Annotated in this window: 21 protein-coding genes; 10 read left to right on the forward strand and 11 right to left on the reverse strand. The window is 68.0% G+C overall.

All coding sequences use genetic code 11. The annotated features are described in order from the left end of the window. From eno to ACSFBE_RS18050, 4 genes are read right to left on the reverse strand one after another with little or no spacing between them, the layout of a single operon-like run. On the reverse strand, positions 1-1,284 hold the full coding sequence (gene eno / locus ACSFBE_RS18035; protein ID WP_435491783.1) for a phosphopyruvate hydratase: 1,284 nt from the start codon (positions 1,282-1,284) through the stop codon (positions 1-3). Between the two features lie 30 nt (positions 1,285-1,314). Continuing rightward, positions 1,315-1,605 carry a DUF1330 domain-containing protein gene (locus tag ACSFBE_RS18040; protein WP_435491784.1) on the reverse strand — a complete coding sequence of 97 codons (291 nt, stop codon included), beginning with the start codon at positions 1,603-1,605 and terminating at the stop codon, positions 1,315-1,317. After that, positions 1,602-2,459, reverse strand: coding sequence for a 3-deoxy-8-phosphooctulonate synthase (gene kdsA, locus ACSFBE_RS18045; RefSeq protein WP_435491785.1), 858 nt, complete (start codon positions 2,457-2,459; stop codon positions 1,602-1,604). Before kdsA ends, ACSFBE_RS18040 begins: the two co-directional genes overlap by 4 nt. A 10-nt stretch (positions 2,460-2,469) precedes the next feature. Next, on the reverse strand, positions 2,470-4,140 hold the full coding sequence (locus tag ACSFBE_RS18050) for a CTP synthase (protein WP_435491786.1): 1,671 nt from the start codon (positions 4,138-4,140) through the stop codon (positions 2,470-2,472). A 124-nt stretch (positions 4,141-4,264) separates the two neighbouring features. Between ACSFBE_RS18050 and coaBC the strand changes: the two genes are divergently transcribed. The 4 genes from coaBC (at position 4,265) to ACSFBE_RS18070 (ending at position 7,131) form a co-directional block, all read left to right on the forward strand. Beyond that, positions 4,265-5,488: a bifunctional phosphopantothenoylcysteine decarboxylase/phosphopantothenate--cysteine ligase CoaBC gene (gene coaBC, locus ACSFBE_RS18055; RefSeq protein WP_435491787.1), complete on the forward strand. Its 1,224-nt coding sequence runs from the start codon at positions 4,265-4,267 to the stop codon at positions 5,486-5,488. 11 nt (positions 5,489-5,499) lie between these two features. After that, complete coding sequence (locus tag ACSFBE_RS18060) at positions 5,500-5,973, forward strand: hypothetical protein (RefSeq protein ID WP_435491788.1); 474 nt, start codon at positions 5,500-5,502, stop codon at positions 5,971-5,973. A gap of 18 nt (positions 5,974-5,991) precedes the next feature. Further along, positions 5,992-6,438 (forward strand): dUTP diphosphatase, encoded by a 447-nt coding sequence (gene dut, locus ACSFBE_RS18065; protein WP_435491789.1) that lies wholly within the window; start codon positions 5,992-5,994, stop codon positions 6,436-6,438. Positions 6,439-6,627: 189 nt separating this feature from the next. Continuing rightward, positions 6,628-7,131 (forward strand): glycine zipper 2TM domain-containing protein, encoded by a 504-nt coding sequence (locus tag ACSFBE_RS18070; RefSeq protein WP_435491790.1) that lies wholly within the window; start codon positions 6,628-6,630, stop codon positions 7,129-7,131. 147 nt (positions 7,132-7,278) lie between these two features. On the opposite strand, the gene ACSFBE_RS18075 is transcribed toward ACSFBE_RS18070, so the two are convergent. Continuing rightward, a complete protein-coding gene (locus ACSFBE_RS18075) occupies positions 7,279-7,803 on the reverse strand; it encodes an FKBP-type peptidyl-prolyl cis-trans isomerase (protein ID WP_435491791.1) in 525 nt (174 codons plus the stop codon). A 14-nt stretch (positions 7,804-7,817) separates the two neighbouring features. Here ACSFBE_RS18075 and ACSFBE_RS18080 point away from each other — a divergent pair, with 14 nt between their 5' ends. From ACSFBE_RS18080 to ACSFBE_RS18090, 3 genes are all read left to right on the forward strand, one after another. Further along, on the forward strand, positions 7,818-8,963 hold the full coding sequence (locus ACSFBE_RS18080) for a JmjC domain-containing protein (protein WP_435491792.1): 1,146 nt from the start codon (positions 7,818-7,820) through the stop codon (positions 8,961-8,963). Then, positions 8,953-9,465, forward strand: coding sequence for a hypothetical protein (locus tag ACSFBE_RS18085; RefSeq protein WP_435491793.1), 513 nt, complete (start codon positions 8,953-8,955; stop codon positions 9,463-9,465). The genes ACSFBE_RS18080 and ACSFBE_RS18085 overlap by 11 nt, the downstream gene beginning before the upstream one ends. Before the next feature lie 77 nt (positions 9,466-9,542). After that, entirely contained in the window at positions 9,543-9,815 is a 273-nt protein-coding gene (locus tag ACSFBE_RS18090) for a hypothetical protein (protein WP_435491794.1), read from the forward strand. Between the two features lie 120 nt (positions 9,816-9,935). Here the strand turns inward: ACSFBE_RS18090 and ACSFBE_RS18095 are convergent, their stop codons facing one another. The 4 genes from ACSFBE_RS18095 to ACSFBE_RS18110 form a co-directional block, all read right to left on the reverse strand. Beyond that, positions 9,936-10,106, reverse strand: coding sequence for a hypothetical protein (locus ACSFBE_RS18095; RefSeq protein ID WP_435491795.1), 171 nt, complete (start codon positions 10,104-10,106; stop codon positions 9,936-9,938). Between the two features lie 95 nt (positions 10,107-10,201). Next, entirely contained in the window at positions 10,202-11,164 is a 963-nt protein-coding gene (locus ACSFBE_RS18100) for an aldo/keto reductase (RefSeq protein ID WP_435491796.1), read from the reverse strand. Between the two features lie 17 nt (positions 11,165-11,181). Then, positions 11,182-11,781, reverse strand: coding sequence for a chromate transporter (locus tag ACSFBE_RS18105; protein WP_435491797.1), 600 nt, complete (start codon positions 11,779-11,781; stop codon positions 11,182-11,184). Further along, a complete protein-coding gene (locus ACSFBE_RS18110) occupies positions 11,778-12,392 on the reverse strand; it encodes a chromate transporter (RefSeq protein WP_435491798.1) in 615 nt (204 codons plus the stop codon). The genes ACSFBE_RS18105 and ACSFBE_RS18110 overlap by 4 nt, the downstream gene beginning before the upstream one ends. Positions 12,393-12,501: 109 nt before the next feature. On the opposite strand from ACSFBE_RS18110, the gene ACSFBE_RS18115 reads away from it, so the two are divergent. Continuing rightward, positions 12,502-13,401, forward strand: a complete 900-nt coding sequence (locus ACSFBE_RS18115) for a YihY/virulence factor BrkB family protein (protein ID WP_435491799.1) — start codon at positions 12,502-12,504, stop codon at positions 13,399-13,401. A 14-nt stretch (positions 13,402-13,415) separates the two neighbouring features. Here ACSFBE_RS18115 and ACSFBE_RS18120 read toward each other — a convergent pair whose 3' ends face one another. Next, the gene (locus tag ACSFBE_RS18120; protein WP_435491800.1) at positions 13,416-13,958 is read right to left on the reverse strand and encodes a DUF924 family protein; all 543 of its coding nucleotides are present in this window, start codon (positions 13,956-13,958) and stop codon (positions 13,416-13,418) included. A 47-nt stretch (positions 13,959-14,005) separates the two neighbouring features. Between ACSFBE_RS18120 and ACSFBE_RS18125 the strand changes: the two genes are divergently transcribed. Next, positions 14,006-15,205 (forward strand): DUF3734 domain-containing protein, encoded by a 1,200-nt coding sequence (locus tag ACSFBE_RS18125; RefSeq protein ID WP_435491801.1) that lies wholly within the window; start codon positions 14,006-14,008, stop codon positions 15,203-15,205. A gap of 105 nt (positions 15,206-15,310) precedes the next feature. After that, positions 15,311-16,093: a 3-hydroxybutyrate dehydrogenase gene (locus ACSFBE_RS18130; protein ID WP_435491802.1), complete on the forward strand. Its 783-nt coding sequence runs from the start codon at positions 15,311-15,313 to the stop codon at positions 16,091-16,093. A gap of 7 nt (positions 16,094-16,100) precedes the next feature. Here the strand turns inward: ACSFBE_RS18130 and ACSFBE_RS18135 are convergent, their stop codons facing one another. Then, positions 16,101-17,042, reverse strand: coding sequence for a bifunctional helix-turn-helix transcriptional regulator/GNAT family N-acetyltransferase (locus ACSFBE_RS18135; protein WP_435491803.1), 942 nt, complete (start codon positions 17,040-17,042; stop codon positions 16,101-16,103). Between the last annotated feature and the right edge of the window lie 96 nt (positions 17,043-17,138).

A 17,138-nucleotide genomic window follows, 5' to 3' on the forward strand; every position in this document is an offset into this window, starting at 1 on the left:
TCAGCGCAGGTTGTAGAACGCGGCGCGGCCGGGGTACACCGCGACGTCGCCCAGGTCTTCCTCGATGCGCAGCAGCTGGTTGTACTTGGCGATGCGGTCCGAGCGCGACAGCGAGCCGGTCTTGATCTGGCCGGCGTTGGTGCCGACCGCGATGTCGGCGATGGTCGAGTCTTCGGTTTCGCCCGAGCGGTGCGAGATGACCGCCGTGTAGCCCGCGCGCTTGGCCATCTCGATGGCGGCGAAGGTTTCGGTCAGCGTGCCGATCTGGTTGATCTTGATCAGGATCGAGTTGGCGATGCCCTTGTCGATGCCCTCTTGCAGGATCTTGGTGTTGGTGACGAACAGGTCGTCGCCCACCAGCTGCACACGCTTGCCGAGGCGTTCGGTCAGGTGCTTCCAGCCGTCCCAGTCGCCTTCGTGCATGCCGTCTTCGATGCTGATGATCGGGTACTTGTCGACCCAGGTCGCCAGCATGTCGGTCCAGCTCTCGGCCGACAGCGAGAGGTTCTCGCCGGCCAGCACGTACTTGCCGTCCTTGTAGAACTCGCTGGCCGCGCAGTCCAGGCCCAGGGCGATCTGCTCGCCCGCCACGTAGCCCGCCTTGTCGATCGCTTCGAGGATCAGCTGGATGGCCGCTTCATGGCTCTCGACGCTGGGCGCGAAGCCGCCTTCGTCGCCGACCGCGGTGCTGATGCCGCGGTCGCCCAGGATCTTCTTGAGCGCATGGAACACCTCGGCGCCGTAGCGCACCGATTCGCGGAAGCTCTTGGCGCCCACGGGGATGATCATGAATTCCTGCAGGTCCAGGCTGTTGTTGGCGTGCGCGCCACCGTTGATGACGTTCATCATCGGCACCGGCAGCTGCATGCCGCCCATGCCGCCGAAGTAGCGGTACAGCGGCAGGCCCGACTCTTCGGCTGCCGCACGCGCCACGGCCATCGACACGGCCAGCGTGGCGTTGGCGCCCAGGCGCGCCTTGTTCTCGGTGCCGTCGAGGTCATTCAGCGTGCGGTCCAGAAAGGCCTGCTCGCTGGCGTCGAGGCCCAGCACCGATTCGGAGATTTCGGTGTTGATGTTCTCGACGGCCTTCAGCACGCCCTTGCCGAGGTAGCGGCCCTTGTCGCCGTCGCGCAGCTCGATGGCTTCGCGCGAGCCGGTCGACGCGCCCGAGGGCACGGCGGCACGGCCCATGGTGCCGCTTTCCAGCAGCACGTCGCATTCGACAGTGGGGTTGCCGCGGCTGTCGAGGATCTCGCGCCCGACGATGTCAACGATTGCACTCATGTTTCTTCTTTCCTTCTCAAGACAAAAAACTCAGACACCTTCGACGACGATCATCCGCATGATCGCTGCGCCCTGGCGCGCCGCACGCGCCTTGCCGTATTCGGGGGAGCTGTCGAAATTCTTGGCGGCTTCGACGGTGGGAAACTTGAGGATCACCAGGCGCTGCGGCGCCCAGTCGCCCTCCAGCACCTCGACCTTGCCGCCGCGCACGCACACTTCGGCGCCGTGCGCCTGCATGGCCGCGGTCGACCACTTCTTGTATTCCTCGTACTGCGTCGGGTTGGTGACTTCGACGTTGGCGATGATGTAGGCACTGGTCATGGCTGGAAGATGTCCTCGAGGAAAGTGCTTTTCTTGGTGACGCGATCGAGCGCGACGAGCGTCTCGAGCAGCGCCTTCATGTGCTTGAGCGGCACGGCGTTGGGGCCGTCGCTCAGGGCCTTCGACGGATCGGGGTGCGTCTCCATGAAGAGGCCCGCCACGCCGACCGCCACCGCCGCACGCGACAGCACCGGCACCATCTCGCGCTGGCCGCCGGACGTGGTGCCCTGGCCGCCCGGGAGCTGGACCGAGTGCGTGGCGTCGAACACCACCGGCGCCTTCGTCTCGCGCATGATCGCCAGCGAGCGCATGTCGGAGACGAGGTTGTTGTAGCCGAAGCTCGCACCGCGCTCGCAGGCCATGAAGCTGTCTTCGTCGAGGCCGGCTTCCTTGGCGGCCGCGCGTGCCTTGTCGATCACGTTCTTCATGTCGTGCGGCGCAAGGAACTGGCCCTTCTTGATGTTCACCGGCTTGCCCGACTGCGCCACGGCGCGGATGAAGTCGGTCTGGCGACACAGGAAGGCGGGCGTCTGCAGCACGTCGACCACCTTGGCGGCCTCGGTGATGTCCTCGTTCGTGTGCACATCGGTCAGTACCGGCAAGCCCAGCTCGCGCTTGACCTTCGCCAGGATCTCCAGGCCCTTGTCGCGGCCCGGGCCGCGAAAGGTGGTGCCGGACGAGCGGTTGGCCTTGTCGAAGCTGCTCTTGAAGATGAACGGGATGCCGAGCGCCGAGGTGATTTCCTTCAGCGTGCCGGCGGTGTCCATCTGCAGCTGCTCCGACTCGATCACGCAGGGGCCGGCGATCAGGAAGAAGGGCCGGTCGAGGCCGACGTCGAATCCGCAGAGTTTCATGGGTTCCTTGTCAGGCGACGACCTTGAGGGCCTTCTTGTCGGCGCCCTGGTGGTCCAGTGCCGCCTTGATGAATGCGTTGAACAACGGATGACCGCTCCACGGCGTGGACTTGAATTCGGGGTGGAACTGCACGCCCATGAACCAGGGGTGCACGTCTTGCGGCAGTTCGACGATTTCGGTGAGGTGCTCGCGCTGCGTCAGCGCCGAGATCACCAGGCCGGCGCGGCGCAGCTCGTCGAGGTAGTTGACGTTGGCTTCATAGCGGTGGCGGTGGCGCTCGGTCACCACGTCGCCGTAGATGCTGTGCGCCAGCGTGCCGGGTGAGACGTCGGAGCTCTGCGCGCCCAGGCGCATGGTGCCGCCCAGGTCGGACTTCTCGTTGCGCGTCTTGATGCTGCCGTCGGCATCTTTCCATTCGGTGATCAGCGCGATCACGGGGGTGGGCGTTTCCGGGTCGAACTCGGTGCTGTTGGCGTTCTGGAGGCCGGCCACGTTGCGGGCGTATTCGATGGTCGCGACCTGCATGCCCAGGCAGATACCCAGGTAGGGCACCAGGGTCTCGCGGGCGAACTTGGCCGCGGAAATCTTGCCTTCGACACCGCGCTGGCCGAAGCCGCCGGGCACCAGCACGCCGTCGTACTTCGACAGGCGCGACACATCCTGCGGCGTGATGGTCTCGGAGTCGATGTAGTCGATCTTCACGCGGGCATGGTTCTTCATGCCGGCATGGCGCAGCGCCTCGTTCAGCGACTTGTAGCTGTCCGACAGGTCGACGTACTTGCCGACCATGGCGATCGAGACTTCCTTTTGCGGATGCTCCACCTCGTACACCAGGTCGTCCCAGCGCTGCAGCTTGGCCGGCGGCGTGTTGATGCGCAGCTTGTCGCAGATCAGGCCGTCCAGGCCCTGCTCGTGCAGCATGCGCGGCACCTTGTAGATGGTGTCGACGTCCCACATCGAGATCACGCCCCATTCGGGCACGTTCGAGAACAGCGAGATCTTGGCGCGCTCGTCGTCGGGAATCGGCCGGTCGGCGCGGCACAGCAGGGCGTCGGCCTGGATGCCGATGGCGCGCAGTTCCTTGGCGGTGTGCTGCGTCGGCTTGGTCTTGAGCTCGCCGGCCGCGGCGATCCAGGGCACGTACGACAGGTGCACGAAGGCCGAGTTGTTCGGGCCCATGCGCAGGCTCATCTGGCGCACCGCTTCGAGGAAGGGCAGCGACTCGATGTCGCCGACGGTGCCACCGATCTCGACAATGGCCACGTCGACCTCGTGCGCGGTGCCGATGCCGGCGCCGCGCTTGACGTATTCCTGGATCTCGTTGGTGATGTGCGGGATCACCTGCACCGTCTTGCCGAGGTAGTCGCCGCGGCGTTCCTTCTCGAGCACGGTCTTGTAGATCTGACCGGTCGTGAAGTTGTTGGCCTTGCGCATGCGCGTCGTGATGAAGCGCTCGTAGTGGCCGAGGTCGAGGTCGGTCTCGGCGCCGTCGTCGGTGACGAACACCTCGCCGTGCTGGAACGGCGACATCGTGCCGGGATCGACGTTGATGTACGGATCCAGCTTGATGAGGGTGACTTTGAGGCCGCGCGATTCGAGGATGGCGGCGAGAGAGGCGGAGGCGATTCCCTTGCCCAGGGAAGACACCACACCGCCGGTGACGAAGACGAATTTGGTCATGCCATTTCCAGACTTTGAAGTCCGGTCAGTGGGAAATGAGGATTATAAGTGGCGCGAGCCCCCCAGCCGGCACCGGGGGCATCTGAGAATCCGCCCGGTGCGTGGCCTGAGCAACAATACCGGCATGCAAGACCTCGCTGGCAAACACCTCGTTCTGGGCCTCACCGGTGGCGTCGCCTGCTACAAGTCGGCCGAGCTCTGCCGGCTGTTCGTCAAGGCGGGCGCGACGGTGCAGGTGGTGATGACCGAGGCGGCGACGCAGTTCATGACGCCCGTCACCATGCAGGCGCTGTCGGGTCGGCGCGTCTACATCTCGCAGTGGGATCCGCGCGAGGACAACAACATGCCTCACATCAACTTGAGCCGCGAGGCGGATGCGATCGTGCTGGCGCCGTGCAGCGCCGACTTCGTCGCGCGGCTGGCCGAAGGGCGCAGCGACGAGCTGCTGAGCCTGATGTGCCTGGCCCGGCCGACGGACCGCGTGCCGCTGCTGATCGCGCCCGCCATGAACCGCGAGATGTGGGCCCACCCCGCGACCCAGCGCAACCTGCAGCAGGTGGCGGCCGACGGCGCCACGATGCTGGGCGTCGGCAGTGGCTGGCAGGCCTGCGGCGAGACCGGCGACGGGCGCATGCTCGAGCCGGCCCAACTGCTCGAGGACATCACGGCCTTCTTCCAACCCAAGCTGCTGGCGGGCCGCCAGGTGCTGGTCACAGCCGGCCCGACCTTCGAGGCGCTGGACCCGATCCGCGGCATCACCAACCACTCGTCCGGCAAGATGGGTTTTGCCATCGCCCGCGCCGCGCGCGAAGCCGGCGCCGAGGTCACGCTGATCGCCGGCCCGGTGCACCAGGCCACGCCGCGCGGCGTGCGCCGCATCGACGTGATGTCCGCGCTGGAGATGCGCGACGCGGCCGAGCGCGAGGCCCGCAGCGCGTCGGTCTTCGTTGCCACGGCGGCCGTGGCCGACTGGCGGCCGGCTTCGCACAGCGAGCAGAAGATCAAGAAGGACGGCAGCGGCCAGCCGCCGGTGCTGCATTTCGTCGAGAACCCCGACATCCTGGCGACCATCGCGCAGAGCGCGCGTGGACGCAGCGGCGAGCTCTTCTGCGTCGGCTTCGCGGCCGAGAGCGAGAACCTGGCCGAACACGCCAAGGCCAAGCGCGCGCGCAAGGGCATCCCGCTGCTGGTGGGCAACATCGGCCCGCTGACCTTCGGCCAGGACGACAACAGCCTGCTGCTGGTCGATGCCGACGGCCTGCGCGAACTGCCGCGTGCGCCCAAGCTGCAACTGGCGCGCGAACTGGTCGCCGAGATCGCCGCGCGCCTGCCAGCCACGAAAACCTGAGGCCCACCCACATGAACCCGCAGTGGAACACGCCGCCCGACGGTGACTTCGCGCGCTACGTGGAGCAACTGTCAGCGCGATCGGCCATCGCCCGGCGCCATTCCGAAGCCGACGGCGAACATGCCCTCGACGTGGGCATGGTGCCGACCAGCGAGCCGCAAGAGGGCGCCTCGCCCCGGCGCGGCGTGGTGCGGGCGCGTCCGGCGGTTCCCCCGGTCGTGGGCGAAGCGGCACCCGGCGCCGCGCGCCCGGCGTCGATCGACCTGCTGCGCGGTGCCGTGCTCGTCTGGGGCGGCGTGCTGCTCGCGATGGTCATGGTCGACCTGCCGTTCGGCTTGGTTCTGCTCGTCTTCGGCGCCGGCCTCTGGCTGGCCCACCAGTTCCGCCGGCGCCTCCTGCCGCCCGGCATCAGCACGTGGCGAGCCTGGCTGGAAGACCTGGCCCGCCAGGCGGCCGAGAAACAGCAACGACAACAAGGCAAGTGAGCCCGTGAAAGTGAATCCGTGAAAGTCGACGTCCGCATCCTCGATCCGCGCATGGCGGACCAACTCCCCGCCTATGCCACGCCCGGCAGCGCCGGCCTCGACCTGCGCGCCTGCCTCGACGCGCCGATCACGCTCGAGCCCAATGCGTGGCAACTGGTCGGCACCGGCATCGCCATCCATTTGGCCGACCCCGGCTACGCGGCGATGATCCTGCCGCGCTCGGGCCTCGGCCACAAGCACGGCATCGTGCTGGGCAACCTGGTCGGGCTGATCGACAGCGACTACCAGGGCGAATTGAAGGTCAGCGCCTGGAACCGAAGCGACACCGCCTTCGTGCTGCAGCCCATGGAGCGCTTGGCCCAGTTGGTCATCGTGCCGGTGGTGCAGGCGCAATTCAACCTGGTGGCCGAGTTCCCGCCGAGCGAGCGCGGCGAAGGCGGCTACGGCTCGACCGGCCGCGGCTGAGCGCTGTCGGTGATCGGCGCCTGCCATGGCGCCCATGTGTCCGACATGCAAAGTTCGGAACTCCTGTCCCCGTGCCTTCGTCTTATGGAGGATGAACCGCACATCCCTGTTCGGTCATCGCATCGCGCATCGGCGCGTTAAGGTAAGCCGGGAGCTTTCCATTCAACAGGTTCCGTGGAGTACAGACACATGAAGAAACAACTTCGCATCCTTTCGCTCACAGCGGGTGTGGTCGCATTGGCCACGCTGACCGCCTGCGTGGCGCCTCAGCCGGTCTATGAGTCCGCCCGCTATCCGTACCATCCGCACGCACAGCCGGCCTATGCGGCACCGCAGGGTCCGTACGCCGAGTACGGCCAGATCGCCAACATTGAGGTCATACGCAGCGAGACGCGCGGCGCGGCGCCTGGCGGCGGCGGTGCGGTGGCCGGTGGCGTGATCGGTGGCGTGCTGGGCAACCAGATCGGGCATGGCGGCGGTCGCGCAGCGGCGACGGCGCTGGGCATCGTCGGCGGCGCGCTGCTGGGCAACAACATCGAAGCCAACAACAACGCGCCCCGTGCCTACGAAAGCTACCGCATCTCGGTGCAAACAGAGCGCGGCGGTTACCGGGCCTTCGACGTGCCGACGCCAGGTGACCTGCGCATCGGTGATCGGGTGGTCATCAACGGTGGCCAGATTTCAAGGTATTGATCCTGACCCCACCCCCGATGCGGCGCACTGCGTGTCGCCGCCTCCCCCTCGAGGGGGCGATACCAGCGGACTGGCGGAGCCAGATCCGCGGTATCCCTGGAACAAGAAAGCCCCGCGTGCGGGGCTTTCTGTTTGGAGGGGCGGTCTTTAGTGCAGCGTGTCGCTGCCGGGTGTGGCAGAGGCCAGCTTGAAGAAGCCGGTGCCGGCAGAGCCGCGGCCGATCTCTTCTTCGGTGGCTTCGCGCACCGAGCGCACGGTCATGTCCAGGCGCAGCGCGATGCCCGCGAGCGGGTGGTTGCCGTCCAGCACGAGATGGTCGGGGTAGATCTCGGCCACGGTATAGATCACGTCCTTGGGCATGTCGGGGTTGACGCCGTCGGGCAGGGCGGCACCGTCGAAGGTCATGCCTTCCTCGGTGCCTTCGGGGAACAGCGTGCGGGGCTCGAGGAAGAGCAACTGGTCGTTGAAGTCGCCGAAGGCCTGTTCGGGTTCGAGTTGCACCTGCACCCGGGCGCCCGGCTCGTGGCCCTGCAGCACGGCTTCGATAGCGTCGAAGAGGTCGTCGCCACCGACCAGGAACTCGACCGGGTCGTCCAGCACGTCGAGCACGTCGCCGAGGGTGTCCTTGAGCGTCCAGGTCAGGCCGACCACGCATTGTTCAGAAATTTCCATTGCAGAATTCTCCCATGGACATTCATTCCCCTCTCGCGTTCCTGGGCGGACTCAGCGCGGCGCAATTCATGCGCCGCCATTGGCAGAAGAAGCCGCTGCTGGTGCGCCAGGCGGTGCCGCACATGGTGCCGCCCGTGCCGCGCGGTGCGCTCTTCGATCTCGCGGCGCAGGAAGGCGTCGAGTCGCGCCTGATCCGCCAGACGCCCAAGGGGTGGGCGTTGAAGCACGGCCCCTTCGCGCGGCGTGCCTTGCCCGCGCTGCAGCAGCCGGGCTGGACGCTGCTGGTCCAGGGGGTCGATCTGCATGACGAGGGCGCCCATGCGCTGATGCGGCGCTTCGGCTTCCTGCCGGATGCGCGGCTCGACGACCTGATGATCAGCTATGCCAGCGACAGCGGCGGCGTCGGCCCGCACTTCGACAGCTACGACGTCTTCCTGCTGCAGGCGAGCGGGCGGCGGCGCTGGTCGATCGGCCGGCAGCGCGACCTGCGCCTGCAGCCGGACGTACCGCTCAAGATCCTCGAACACTTCGAGCCCGAAGAGACTTTTGTGCTCGAGGCGGGCGACATGCTCTACCTGCCGCCGCGCTATGCGCACGACGGCGTCGCCGTTGGCGGCGATTGCATGACCTATTCGATCGGCCTGCGCTCGCCGGCCGCCACGCCGCTCGGCGCCGACCTGCTGGCGCGGATGGCCGAGGCGCAGGCCGATGCCCTGCAGGATGCGACGGACCGGCCGCCGGTGTACTACCGCGACGCCGGCCAGGAGGCGGTCGACCATCCGGCCGCCATGCCGGGCGCATTGCAGGCCTTTGCGCGGCAGGCCGTCGAGGCCGCGCTGCGCGATCCGGATGCGATCGACCGCGCACTCGGCGAATCGATGACCGAGCCGAAGTCCAACGTCTGGTTCGATGCAGCCGCTGACGAAGCGCCGGAGCTCACGCAGGGCGTGCGGCTCGACCGCCGCACCCGCATGCTCTACGACGCGCGCCATCTCTACATCAACGGCGAGAGCTTCCGCGCCGGTGGTCGCGACGCGACGCTGATGCGCCGCCTGGCCGACCAGCGCAGCCTCGACGCGCGCGACCTGGCGCGGGCCAGCGACGATGCGATGGCCCTGCTGAGCGACTGGTGCGAAGCGGGGTGGGCCCATGCCGACTGACACGCCGCCGCCCGAGCGGCCCGCCTTGTCTGATGGCTCCTTCGATGGCCGCGTGGCCTTCGATGCGCAGCTGCGCAGCGCCTTCGACGCAGCGGCGCAGCAGGGCTGGCGCGAGATCGTGTTCAGCGACCCGGCCTTTGTCGATTGGCCGCTGGGCGAGCGCAGCAGCATCGCTGCACTACAGGCCTGGGCGGCGAGCGGCCGCACGCTGCTGTTGCTGGCCGAGAGCTTCAAGGTGTTCGACCATGCGCACGCGCGCTTCGTCGAATGGCGGCGGCTCTGGAGCCATGTGGTGGACGCGCGCGCCTGCAGCGGGGCCGGCGCGCCGACGGTGCCCAGTGCGGTGTGGACGCCGACATGGTCGCTGCACCGCATCGACGTCGAACGCAGCCGCGGCGTGTGCAGTGTTCAGGCCGACAACCGTCGTGGCTTGCGCGAGCGGATCGACGAGTGTTTGCGCCACGCGCGGCCGGCTTTTCCGGCTTCCACCCTGGGCTTGTAAGCCGAGGCCGCGCTCACGTTTTGATGCAGGAACGCAGTCCTAGAATTTTTGCTCATGCATCATTTCAAGGAGATTCCATGAACAAGTCCGTCCTGCTCGCCACCGTGATCGCGGCCGCTGCACTCACCGCTTGCGGCAAGAAGGAAGACGCCGCACCGGCCGTGGTCACGCCACCGCCCGCGGCCGTGACGCCTGCACCGTCCATGCCCAGCGCACCCGCCGCTGCCAGCCCCTCGGCGCCCGCATCGTCGGACCCTGCGGCCGCGCCATCCTCCTCGGCATCGTCGGCGCTCGACGCAGCCAATGCAGCCACCGGCGCTGCGCGCAACGCCGCCTCGGCACCGAAGTAAAAATACGCACGGGCGTCGCGGCCCGATTCGCGCCACGGCGCGCAGCAAAAAGCCCGCCTCGGCACAGCCCGGCGGGCTTTTTTGGGGTGGCACGCGGCGCTCAGGGCGCCGCGCCGCTGATCAGGAAGGGTCCTTGCTGCGCGTGCGGCTCACGGCGCTGAAGATGCCGATGCCAAGAAGGATGAGCGCGCCGATGCCGATGTAGATCGTTGGCACACCGGCGACGGACGCACCCCAGCCGAGGCCGGCCAGAAAGATCAGGAAGCCGATCATGTAAAGCGCAAAAGACATGGTTCTCTCTCCGGGTTTTTGGAATGAAGAGAACTCTGCACCCGCTGACGCGCTGTCGGCAGGGGGCCCGACCGCCAAAGCGTGTGGGAACGAGCCTACTGCTTGTCCTCCTGGCTCGCCGCATCCAGGGTGGCGATGGCCACGGGGTCGAGCACCAGCGTGGCGGCTTTCGCCAGCTCCTCCAGTTGCGGCACGGAGGTGGCGCTGGCGATCGGCGCGGTGATGGCGGGCTGCGCGATCTGCCACGCGATCGCCACTTGCGCCGGGGTCGCCCCATGGCTCGCCGCCACGGCGTCCAGCGCCTCGAGGATGCGCAGGCCGCGGGCGTTCAGGTACTTCTTGGTCGTGTTCGCTCCGCGCAGGCTCTTGGCCGCATCGGCCTCGCTGCGGTACTTGCCGGTCAGGAAGCCGGCCGCCAGCGCATAGAAGTTGATCACGCCCACACCGCGCGCCAGGCACAGCGGCGCGAGCGCGTCCTCGAACACCGCACGGTCGTAGAGGTTGTAGAGCGGCTGCAGGCTTTCGTAGCGCGGCAGGCCCAGGCGTTCCGACACGTCCAGCGCCTCGGCCAGCCGCGGCGCGCTGTAGTTGGATGCGCCGATTGCGCGCACCTTGCCGGCCTGGATGAGCCCGGCGAAGGCTTCCATCGTCTCTTCGAGTGGCGTGGCCGCATCGTCGTCGTGCGACTGGTAGAGATCGATGTGATCGGTTTTCAGGCGCGTCAGCGACGCGTCGACCGCCGCGCGGATGTAGGCCGCCGACAGGCCGACCTTCTCGTCGCCCATCGGCTTGCCGACCTTGGTGGCGAGCACCACCCGGTTGCGCTTGCCGCTTTGCCGGAACCACTTGCCGATGATGGTTTCGGACTCGCCGCCGACATGGCCGGGCGCCCAGCGGGAGTAGACGTCGGCCGTGTCGACGAAGTTGAAGCCGGCATCGAGCCAGGCATCGAGCAGGCGGAAGGACTGGGCTTCGTCCACGGTCCAGCCGAAGACATTGCCGCCGAAGGCCAGCGGGGACACCTGAAGGCCGGAGCGGCCGAGTTCGCGAAGTTGCATGGGTTCTCCTGTAAAAGTCAGACAAGCCCGAACGCGCCCAGCAGCGCACCGGCGCCGAGCAGCCAGAGCAGGTGCACGCGGGTGCGCCAGACGATGAAGGCGGCGGTGCCGGTCAGCAGCCACAGGCGCCAGGCCGGCACGTCGGCGTCGACGTTTCCGGCCGCCAGCACCCAGCCGGTCGCGATCAGCAGGCCGACGACCACCGGCGCCATGCCCTGCTTGAAGGCGCGCACCTCGCGCCGCTCGCGGTTGCGGTGGCCCCAGCGGGTGGCGAAGTAGGTGAGGGTGGTGCTCGGCACCAGGATGCCGAGCATCGTCACGGCCAGGCCGAACAGGCCCAGCAGCCAGGCGTGCAAACCGGCGCCGATACCGCCGCCGGCGTTGAGCCCGACGTTCCAGCCCATCAGGCCGACGAACAGCACGTTGGGGCCGGGGGCGGCCTGCGCGATGGCGACCGAGGAAGTGAACTGGGCCTCGGTCAGCCAGCGGTGCTGGTCGACCAGGTAGCGGTGCATGTCCGGCACGGTGGTGATCGCGCCGCTCACGGACAACAGCGACAGCAGCAGGTACTGCGCGAAAAGCGCCAGCCAGTCGTGCCAGTGCATCGTGATGGTCATGGCGCCGCGTCCTTCGTCGGCGGGAGCCGCCGCCAGGTGGCGGCGCAGGCCACGCCGCCCACCACCACGAGCACCCAGCCCAGCGGAATGCGCAGCCAGGCGATGGCCGCGAAGACCGCCGCGACGAACGCCAGGCACAGTCCGAAGCCGAGCGGATGCCGCCGCAGCGCCGGCAGCAGCTTGATGCCGGTGGCGGCGATGAGGCCGGCCGCGACGGCGCCCATGCCGCGCAGCGCGCCCGCCACCTGCGGGTTGCCGGCGAAGTGCGCATAGAGCACCGCCAGTGCGAGGATCACGACCAGCGGGACCGTCAGCATGCCGGCCAGGGCGGCCGCGGCGCCGCGCAGGCCGAAATAGCGATCGCCGATCATCACTGCCAGGTTGACCACGTTGGGCCCGGGCAGCACCTGGGCGACGGCCCAGTCATCGAGGAATTCCTCGGCCGTCAGCCAACGCTTCTTCTCGACCACCTCGCGCTGCACGATGGCCAGCACGCCGCCGAAGCCCTGCAGGGCCAGCCAGGTGAAGGAGACGAAGAGGTCGCGGGGCGACTGGGGGCGGGGACGATCGGCGGCCCGTGCAGGGGCGGGGTCCGGGGTGTGCGGCGGCATAGGCGGACGATTATGGGCGGCCCCGCCGCGCGGCGCTGGCGGTGCCGACGTCGGTCGCACGGGCGCTGCGCCGACACGCTGCGGCGCCGTGCGCGGCGACACTGGTCGCATGCAACTGCGTGCACTCGGCGATCTCTCCAAGCAGGCCTTCCTTTCCTGGAAGAACGATTACGCACCGAGCATGGGCGCGGCACTGGCCTACTACACGGTCTTCTCGGTGGCACCGCTGCTGTTGATCGTGATCTCGGTCGCCGGCCTGGTGTTCGGCGAGGAGGCGGCGCGCGGCGAGATCTTCGCGCAGCTCTCCGGAATGATGGGGGCCCAAGGCGCGCTGGCAGTCCAGGGCATGCTCGAGGCGGTCAACAAGCCGCGCGAGGGCCTCATCGCCACATTGGTGGGCCTGGCCCTGCTGGTGGTCGGCGCCACCACCGTCTTCGGCGAGCTGCAGGACGCCATGGACCGCATCTGGCGCGCGCCGGCGCGCGACACCGGCGGCGGCATCTTCGGCCTGTTGCGGGTGCGCCTGCTGTCCTTCAGCATGATCATGGGGATCGGCTTCCTGCTGATGGTGTCGCTGGTGGCGAGCGCGGCCATCGCGGCGCTGGGCAAGTGGTGGGCGCCGGTCTTCGGCGGCTGGGAAGTGCTGGCGCAGGCCGTGAACTTCGTCTTCAGCTTCGCCATGGTCACCGTGATCTTCGCAATGATCTACAAGCTGATGCCGCGGGTGAAGGTCGAGTGGCGCGACGTGTGGGTGGGCGCCAGCGTGACGGCGCTGCTCTTCACCGTCGGCAAGCACCTGATCGGCCTGTACATCGGCAAGAGCAGCGTGGCTTCGGGTTACGGCGCGGCGGGCTCGCTGGTGGTGGTGCTGGTGTGGGTCTATTACTCGGCGCAGATCTTCCTGCTGGGGGCCGAGTTCACCTGGGTCTACGCCCACCAGTACGGCTCGCTGCGCGGCAAACCGCAGCCCCAGGAGCACGTGCCGCAGCAGCCCGCGCCGTTGCGATGAAGGGTTGAAGCCCGTCAGCCGGCGAAGCCGCCTTCGTCGAGAAAGCGCTGTTCCTCTGGGGTCGTCGTGCGTCCGAGCGCGGCGTTGCGGTGCGGAAAGCGGCCGAAGCGCCGGATGATGTCGCGATGCAGGATCGCGAAGCGCAGGTTGTCGGCCAGGTCGGCGCAGAGCTCGACGCAGCGTTCCTGGTCGGCGAGCGACTCCGAGTGCATGAAGGGCATGTAGAAGAAGGCGCGCAGCGCGTCATCGACCCGGCGGTCGAAGCCGGCGTCGACGGCGGTACGGGCCACGGCCAGCGCCTTGCCGTCGGTCGCGAACATGTGGCCGCTGCCGCGCCAGGCATTGCGCGGCAACTGGTCGAGCAGGATCACAAGCGCGAGGGCGCCTTTGGGCTCCGACGCCCAGCCCTCGAACGCACCGGTCGCGGCTGCGTGGTGCGCCATCTCGAAGCGTGCCTTGAAATCCGCGTCGAAAGCGGCGTCTTTCTTGAACCACCGCTGGGGGCCGGCGTCTCGCCAGAAGCGCGTGACATCGTCGGGGGAAGGCTGCAGGTTCATGCGCGGGATGATGCCATCGGCAGCGGGCTTGGTGTCCAATGTCGGGCATGACCTCCCCCTCCCGCCCCAAGACCCGCCGATCGGCCCCGCGCCTGGACATCACGAAGGCGCGCCGTGCGCTGGTGCTGCAGGGCGGCGGCGCACTCGGTGCCTACCAGGCCGGCGTCTATGCCGGTGTCACCGAGAAGCACAAGCAACTCGACTGGGTGGCCGGCGTGTCGATCGGCGCGGTCAATGCCGCGCTCATCGCCGGCAACCCGCCGGAGAAGCGCGTCGAGCGGCTGAAAGAGTTCTGGCACCTGGTGTCGTCCGGCCCGGCGCAGCGCCTGCCGAACTGGGCCGGCGAGCGCACCTGGCGCAACCAGTGGAGCGCCAGCGCTGCCACGCTGTTCGGTATCCCCGGCTTCTTCGAGCCGCGCCGTTCGCCCGCCCTGCTGCTGGGCGGGGCGGCGCCGGTGCTCAGCTACTACGACACGGCGCCGTTGCAGGCCACGCTCGAGCGGCTGGTCGACTTCGACCGCATCAACGAAGGCGGCATCCGTTTCAGCGTCGGCGCGGTCAACGTGCGCAGCGGCAACTCGGTCTACTTCGACAACTCGCAGCAGCGCATCGGCCCGGAGCACATCATGGCCAGCGGCGCGCTGCCACCGGGCTTCGCGCCGGTGCACATCGACGGCGAGGACTACTGGGATGGCGGCATCGTGTCGAACACGCCGCTGCAGTACGTGCTCGACACCCATCCGCGCACCGAGCCGCTGATGGTGCTGCAGGTCGACCTGTTCAGTGCCCACGGCGACATGCCGCGCACCCTGGCCGAGGCCCTGGAGCGGCAGAAGGACATCACCTATTCGAGCCGCACCCGGATGAACACCGACGCGATGGCCGCCAACATGAACCTGCAGCAGGCCATCGCCGACCTGATGGCCAAGATGCCGGAGCGCCTGCGCAAGGACCCGGCGGTGGCCGCCATCTGCGCCGAGCTGACGCACCAGCCGATCGAGATCGTGCATCTGATCTACCGCGACAAGCACTACGAACTGGAATCGAAGGACTACGAGTTCTCGCGCGCCTCGGTCGAAGACCACTGGGAGGCCGGCCTGCGCGACATCCGCAACACGCTGAGCCATCCCGAACTGCTGCAGGAGGCCTCGCAGGTCAACGGCGTCACCACCTTCGACCTGACCGAGCCGAACGCGCACCGGGTGCGCCGCCCGCTCCAGCTGCCGGCCGTGCGCTCGGCGCGCTGACCGGTCAGCTTCGTCAAAGGCGCGCCGCGTAGGCTGTTTTCTTCGATCCTCCGGCACGCGGCTTGCACGCTTGCCACATCCTTTTCACGTCAACAAGGACATCTCATGCAACTCAAGGACAAGGTCGCCTTCATCACCGGCTCGGCCAGCGGCATCGGCAAGGAAATCGCCATTCTGTTCGCGCAGGAGGGCGCCAAGATCGTCATCGCCGACCTCAACAAGGCTGCGGCCGACGCGACCGCGGCGCAGCTGAAGGCCAAGGGCGCAGAGGCCATCGGCGTGGCGGTCGACGTGACCAGCGAAGAGCAGGTCGACGCGGCCGTCGAAGAGGCGGCCAAGGCCTTCGGTGGCATCGACATCCTGGTGAGCAATGCCGGCATCCAGATCGTCCATCCGGTGGAGGAATTCAGCTTCGCCGATTGGAAGAAGATGCTCGCCATCCACCTCGACGGCGCGTTTCTCACGACCAAGGCCTGCCTCAAGCACATGTACGCGCAGGGCCGCGGCGGCAGCGTGATCTACATGGGCTCGGTGCACTCGAAGGAAGCATCGGTGCTGAAGGCGCCCTACGTGACGGCGAAGCACGGCCTCATCGGCCTGTCGAAGACCGTGGCCAAGGAAGGCGCCAAGTACGGCGTTCGCTCCAACGTCATCTGCCCGGGCTTCGTGCGCACGCCGCTGGTCGAGAAGCAGATCCCGGAGCAGGCCAAGACGCTCGGCATCACCGAGGAACAGGTCGTCAAGAACGTGATGCTCAAGGACACGGTCGATGGCGAATTCACCACGACCGACGACGTGGCGCGCGTGGCGTTGCTGTTCGCGGCGTTCCCGACCAATGCCTTGACCGGCCAGTCGCTCATCGTCAGCCACGGCTGGAGCATGGAATAAGGTTGCGCTACAGCCGCAGCTCCCAGGTCTCGCCGACGAGCTGCTGGCCGAAGCCTTCGTAAGGCTCGGACTTCACGCGCTGAAAGCCGCGCTTGGCATAAATGCCACGCGCCGCCGTGAGGCAGCTGTTGGTCCACAGCACCATCTTCCGATAGCCCTTGGCGCGCGCGAAGGCGATGCATTCGTCGGTCAGCCGTGCGCCCAGGCCGAAGCCACGCGCCTGGGGCGTGAGGATGAGCATCCGCAACTGCGCCGTGGTGGCCGACTTGCGCACCACGAAGATCGCGCCGACCCGCTCGCCGTCGAGCTCGGCGATCCAGCACTTCTCCCAGTCGGGCTGGAACTTGCGCACGAAGTCGGCCGCGATGCCGGCGACCAGTGCTTCGAAGCGCATGTCCCAGCCGTATTCGCTGGCGTAGAGGGCGCCGTGCTGCTGCACGACCCAGCCGATGTCGCCCGGCACCGGATCGCGCAGCACCACCTGGCGCGAGGCCGTCGGCGCGTCGGCGAGCAGCGCTTCGACCCGCGCCATGGCGTCGACCAGTTGCCGCCGTGGGCCGGGCGGCAGGGGCCGGAGCAGAGCGGCCGCTTCGTCGCGGGACCGCTGCTGCAGCGGCGCGAAGGCGGCATGGCCGGCCTCGGTGAGGGTCAGCAGGCTTTGTCGCGCATCCTCGGGGCTCGGGCTTCGCGTCAGCCAGCCCGCGGCTTCGAAGCGCTTGAGGATGCGGCTGAGATAGCCGGCGTCCAGCCCCAGGTCGTGCATCAGGTCGCGCGCCACGACGCCCGGCCGGTGGGCCAGTTCGTACAGCACGCGGATGTCGGTCAGCGACAGCGCGCTGCCCAGGTACGGCTCGAGCACGCCGATGCGGCGGGTGAAGAAGCGGTTGAAGCGGCGCACCGCCTTGACGGCTTCGGATGCAACGGGCTCGGGGTTGGCGGTGGTAGGCATCGGCGGATTTTGGCGCCAACAAGTTGACTTGGTCAATCAAATCAAGACCTGTTGGGGGGCAGGGCACTCTCGGCAGAGGCGACAAAAACGACCCGT

Origin of the sequence: Variovorax sucrosi (assembly GCF_051216635.1) — a bacterium.
Classification (GTDB): domain Bacteria; phylum Pseudomonadota; class Gammaproteobacteria; order Burkholderiales; family Burkholderiaceae_C; genus Variovorax.

What these genes read in the sequence shown, in the direction of transcription:
- ACSFBE_RS18080 (WP_435491792.1), top strand. Translation starts at nt 7,818, where the DNA reads ATGGACATTCATTCCCCTCTCGCGTTCCTGGGCGGACTCAGCGCGGCG.
- ACSFBE_RS18085 (WP_435491793.1), top strand. Translation starts at nt 8,953, where the DNA reads ATGCCGACTGACACGCCGCCGCCCGAGCGGCCCGCCTTGTCTGATGGC.
- ACSFBE_RS18130 (WP_435491802.1), top strand. Translation starts at nt 15,311, where the DNA reads ATGCAACTCAAGGACAAGGTCGCCTTCATCACCGGCTCGGCCAGCGGC.
- ACSFBE_RS18040 (WP_435491784.1), bottom strand. Translation starts at nt 1,605, where the DNA reads ATGACCAGTGCCTACATCATCGCCAACGTCGAAGTCACCAACCCGACG.
- ACSFBE_RS18135 (WP_435491803.1), bottom strand. Translation starts at nt 17,042, where the DNA reads ATGCCTACCACCGCCAACCCCGAGCCCGTTGCATCCGAAGCCGTCAAG.
- ACSFBE_RS18060 (WP_435491788.1), top strand. Translation starts at nt 5,500, where the DNA reads ATGAACCCGCAGTGGAACACGCCGCCCGACGGTGACTTCGCGCGCTAC.
- ACSFBE_RS18110 (WP_435491798.1), bottom strand. Translation starts at nt 12,392, where the DNA reads ATGCCGCCGCACACCCCGGACCCCGCCCCTGCACGGGCCGCCGATCGT.
- ACSFBE_RS18125 (WP_435491801.1), top strand. Translation starts at nt 14,006, where the DNA reads ATGACCTCCCCCTCCCGCCCCAAGACCCGCCGATCGGCCCCGCGCCTG.
- eno (WP_435491783.1), bottom strand. Translation starts at nt 1,284, where the DNA reads ATGAGTGCAATCGTTGACATCGTCGGGCGCGAGATCCTCGACAGCCGC.
- ACSFBE_RS18050 (WP_435491786.1), bottom strand. Translation starts at nt 4,140, where the DNA reads ATGACCAAATTCGTCTTCGTCACCGGCGGTGTGGTGTCTTCCCTGGGC.
- ACSFBE_RS18070 (WP_435491790.1), top strand. Translation starts at nt 6,628, where the DNA reads ATGAAGAAACAACTTCGCATCCTTTCGCTCACAGCGGGTGTGGTCGCA.
- coaBC (WP_435491787.1), top strand. Translation starts at nt 4,265, where the DNA reads ATGCAAGACCTCGCTGGCAAACACCTCGTTCTGGGCCTCACCGGTGGC.
- ACSFBE_RS18105 (WP_435491797.1), bottom strand. Translation starts at nt 11,781, where the DNA reads ATGACCATCACGATGCACTGGCACGACTGGCTGGCGCTTTTCGCGCAG.
- ACSFBE_RS18120 (WP_435491800.1), bottom strand. Translation starts at nt 13,958, where the DNA reads ATGAACCTGCAGCCTTCCCCCGACGATGTCACGCGCTTCTGGCGAGAC.
- ACSFBE_RS18075 (WP_435491791.1), bottom strand. Translation starts at nt 7,803, where the DNA reads ATGGAAATTTCTGAACAATGCGTGGTCGGCCTGACCTGGACGCTCAAG.
- kdsA (WP_435491785.1), bottom strand. Translation starts at nt 2,459, where the DNA reads ATGAAACTCTGCGGATTCGACGTCGGCCTCGACCGGCCCTTCTTCCTG.
- ACSFBE_RS18100 (WP_435491796.1), bottom strand. Translation starts at nt 11,164, where the DNA reads ATGCAACTTCGCGAACTCGGCCGCTCCGGCCTTCAGGTGTCCCCGCTG.
- ACSFBE_RS18095 (WP_435491795.1), bottom strand. Translation starts at nt 10,106, where the DNA reads ATGTCTTTTGCGCTTTACATGATCGGCTTCCTGATCTTTCTGGCCGGC.
- ACSFBE_RS18090 (WP_435491794.1), top strand. Translation starts at nt 9,543, where the DNA reads ATGAACAAGTCCGTCCTGCTCGCCACCGTGATCGCGGCCGCTGCACTC.
- ACSFBE_RS18115 (WP_435491799.1), top strand. Translation starts at nt 12,502, where the DNA reads ATGCAACTGCGTGCACTCGGCGATCTCTCCAAGCAGGCCTTCCTTTCC.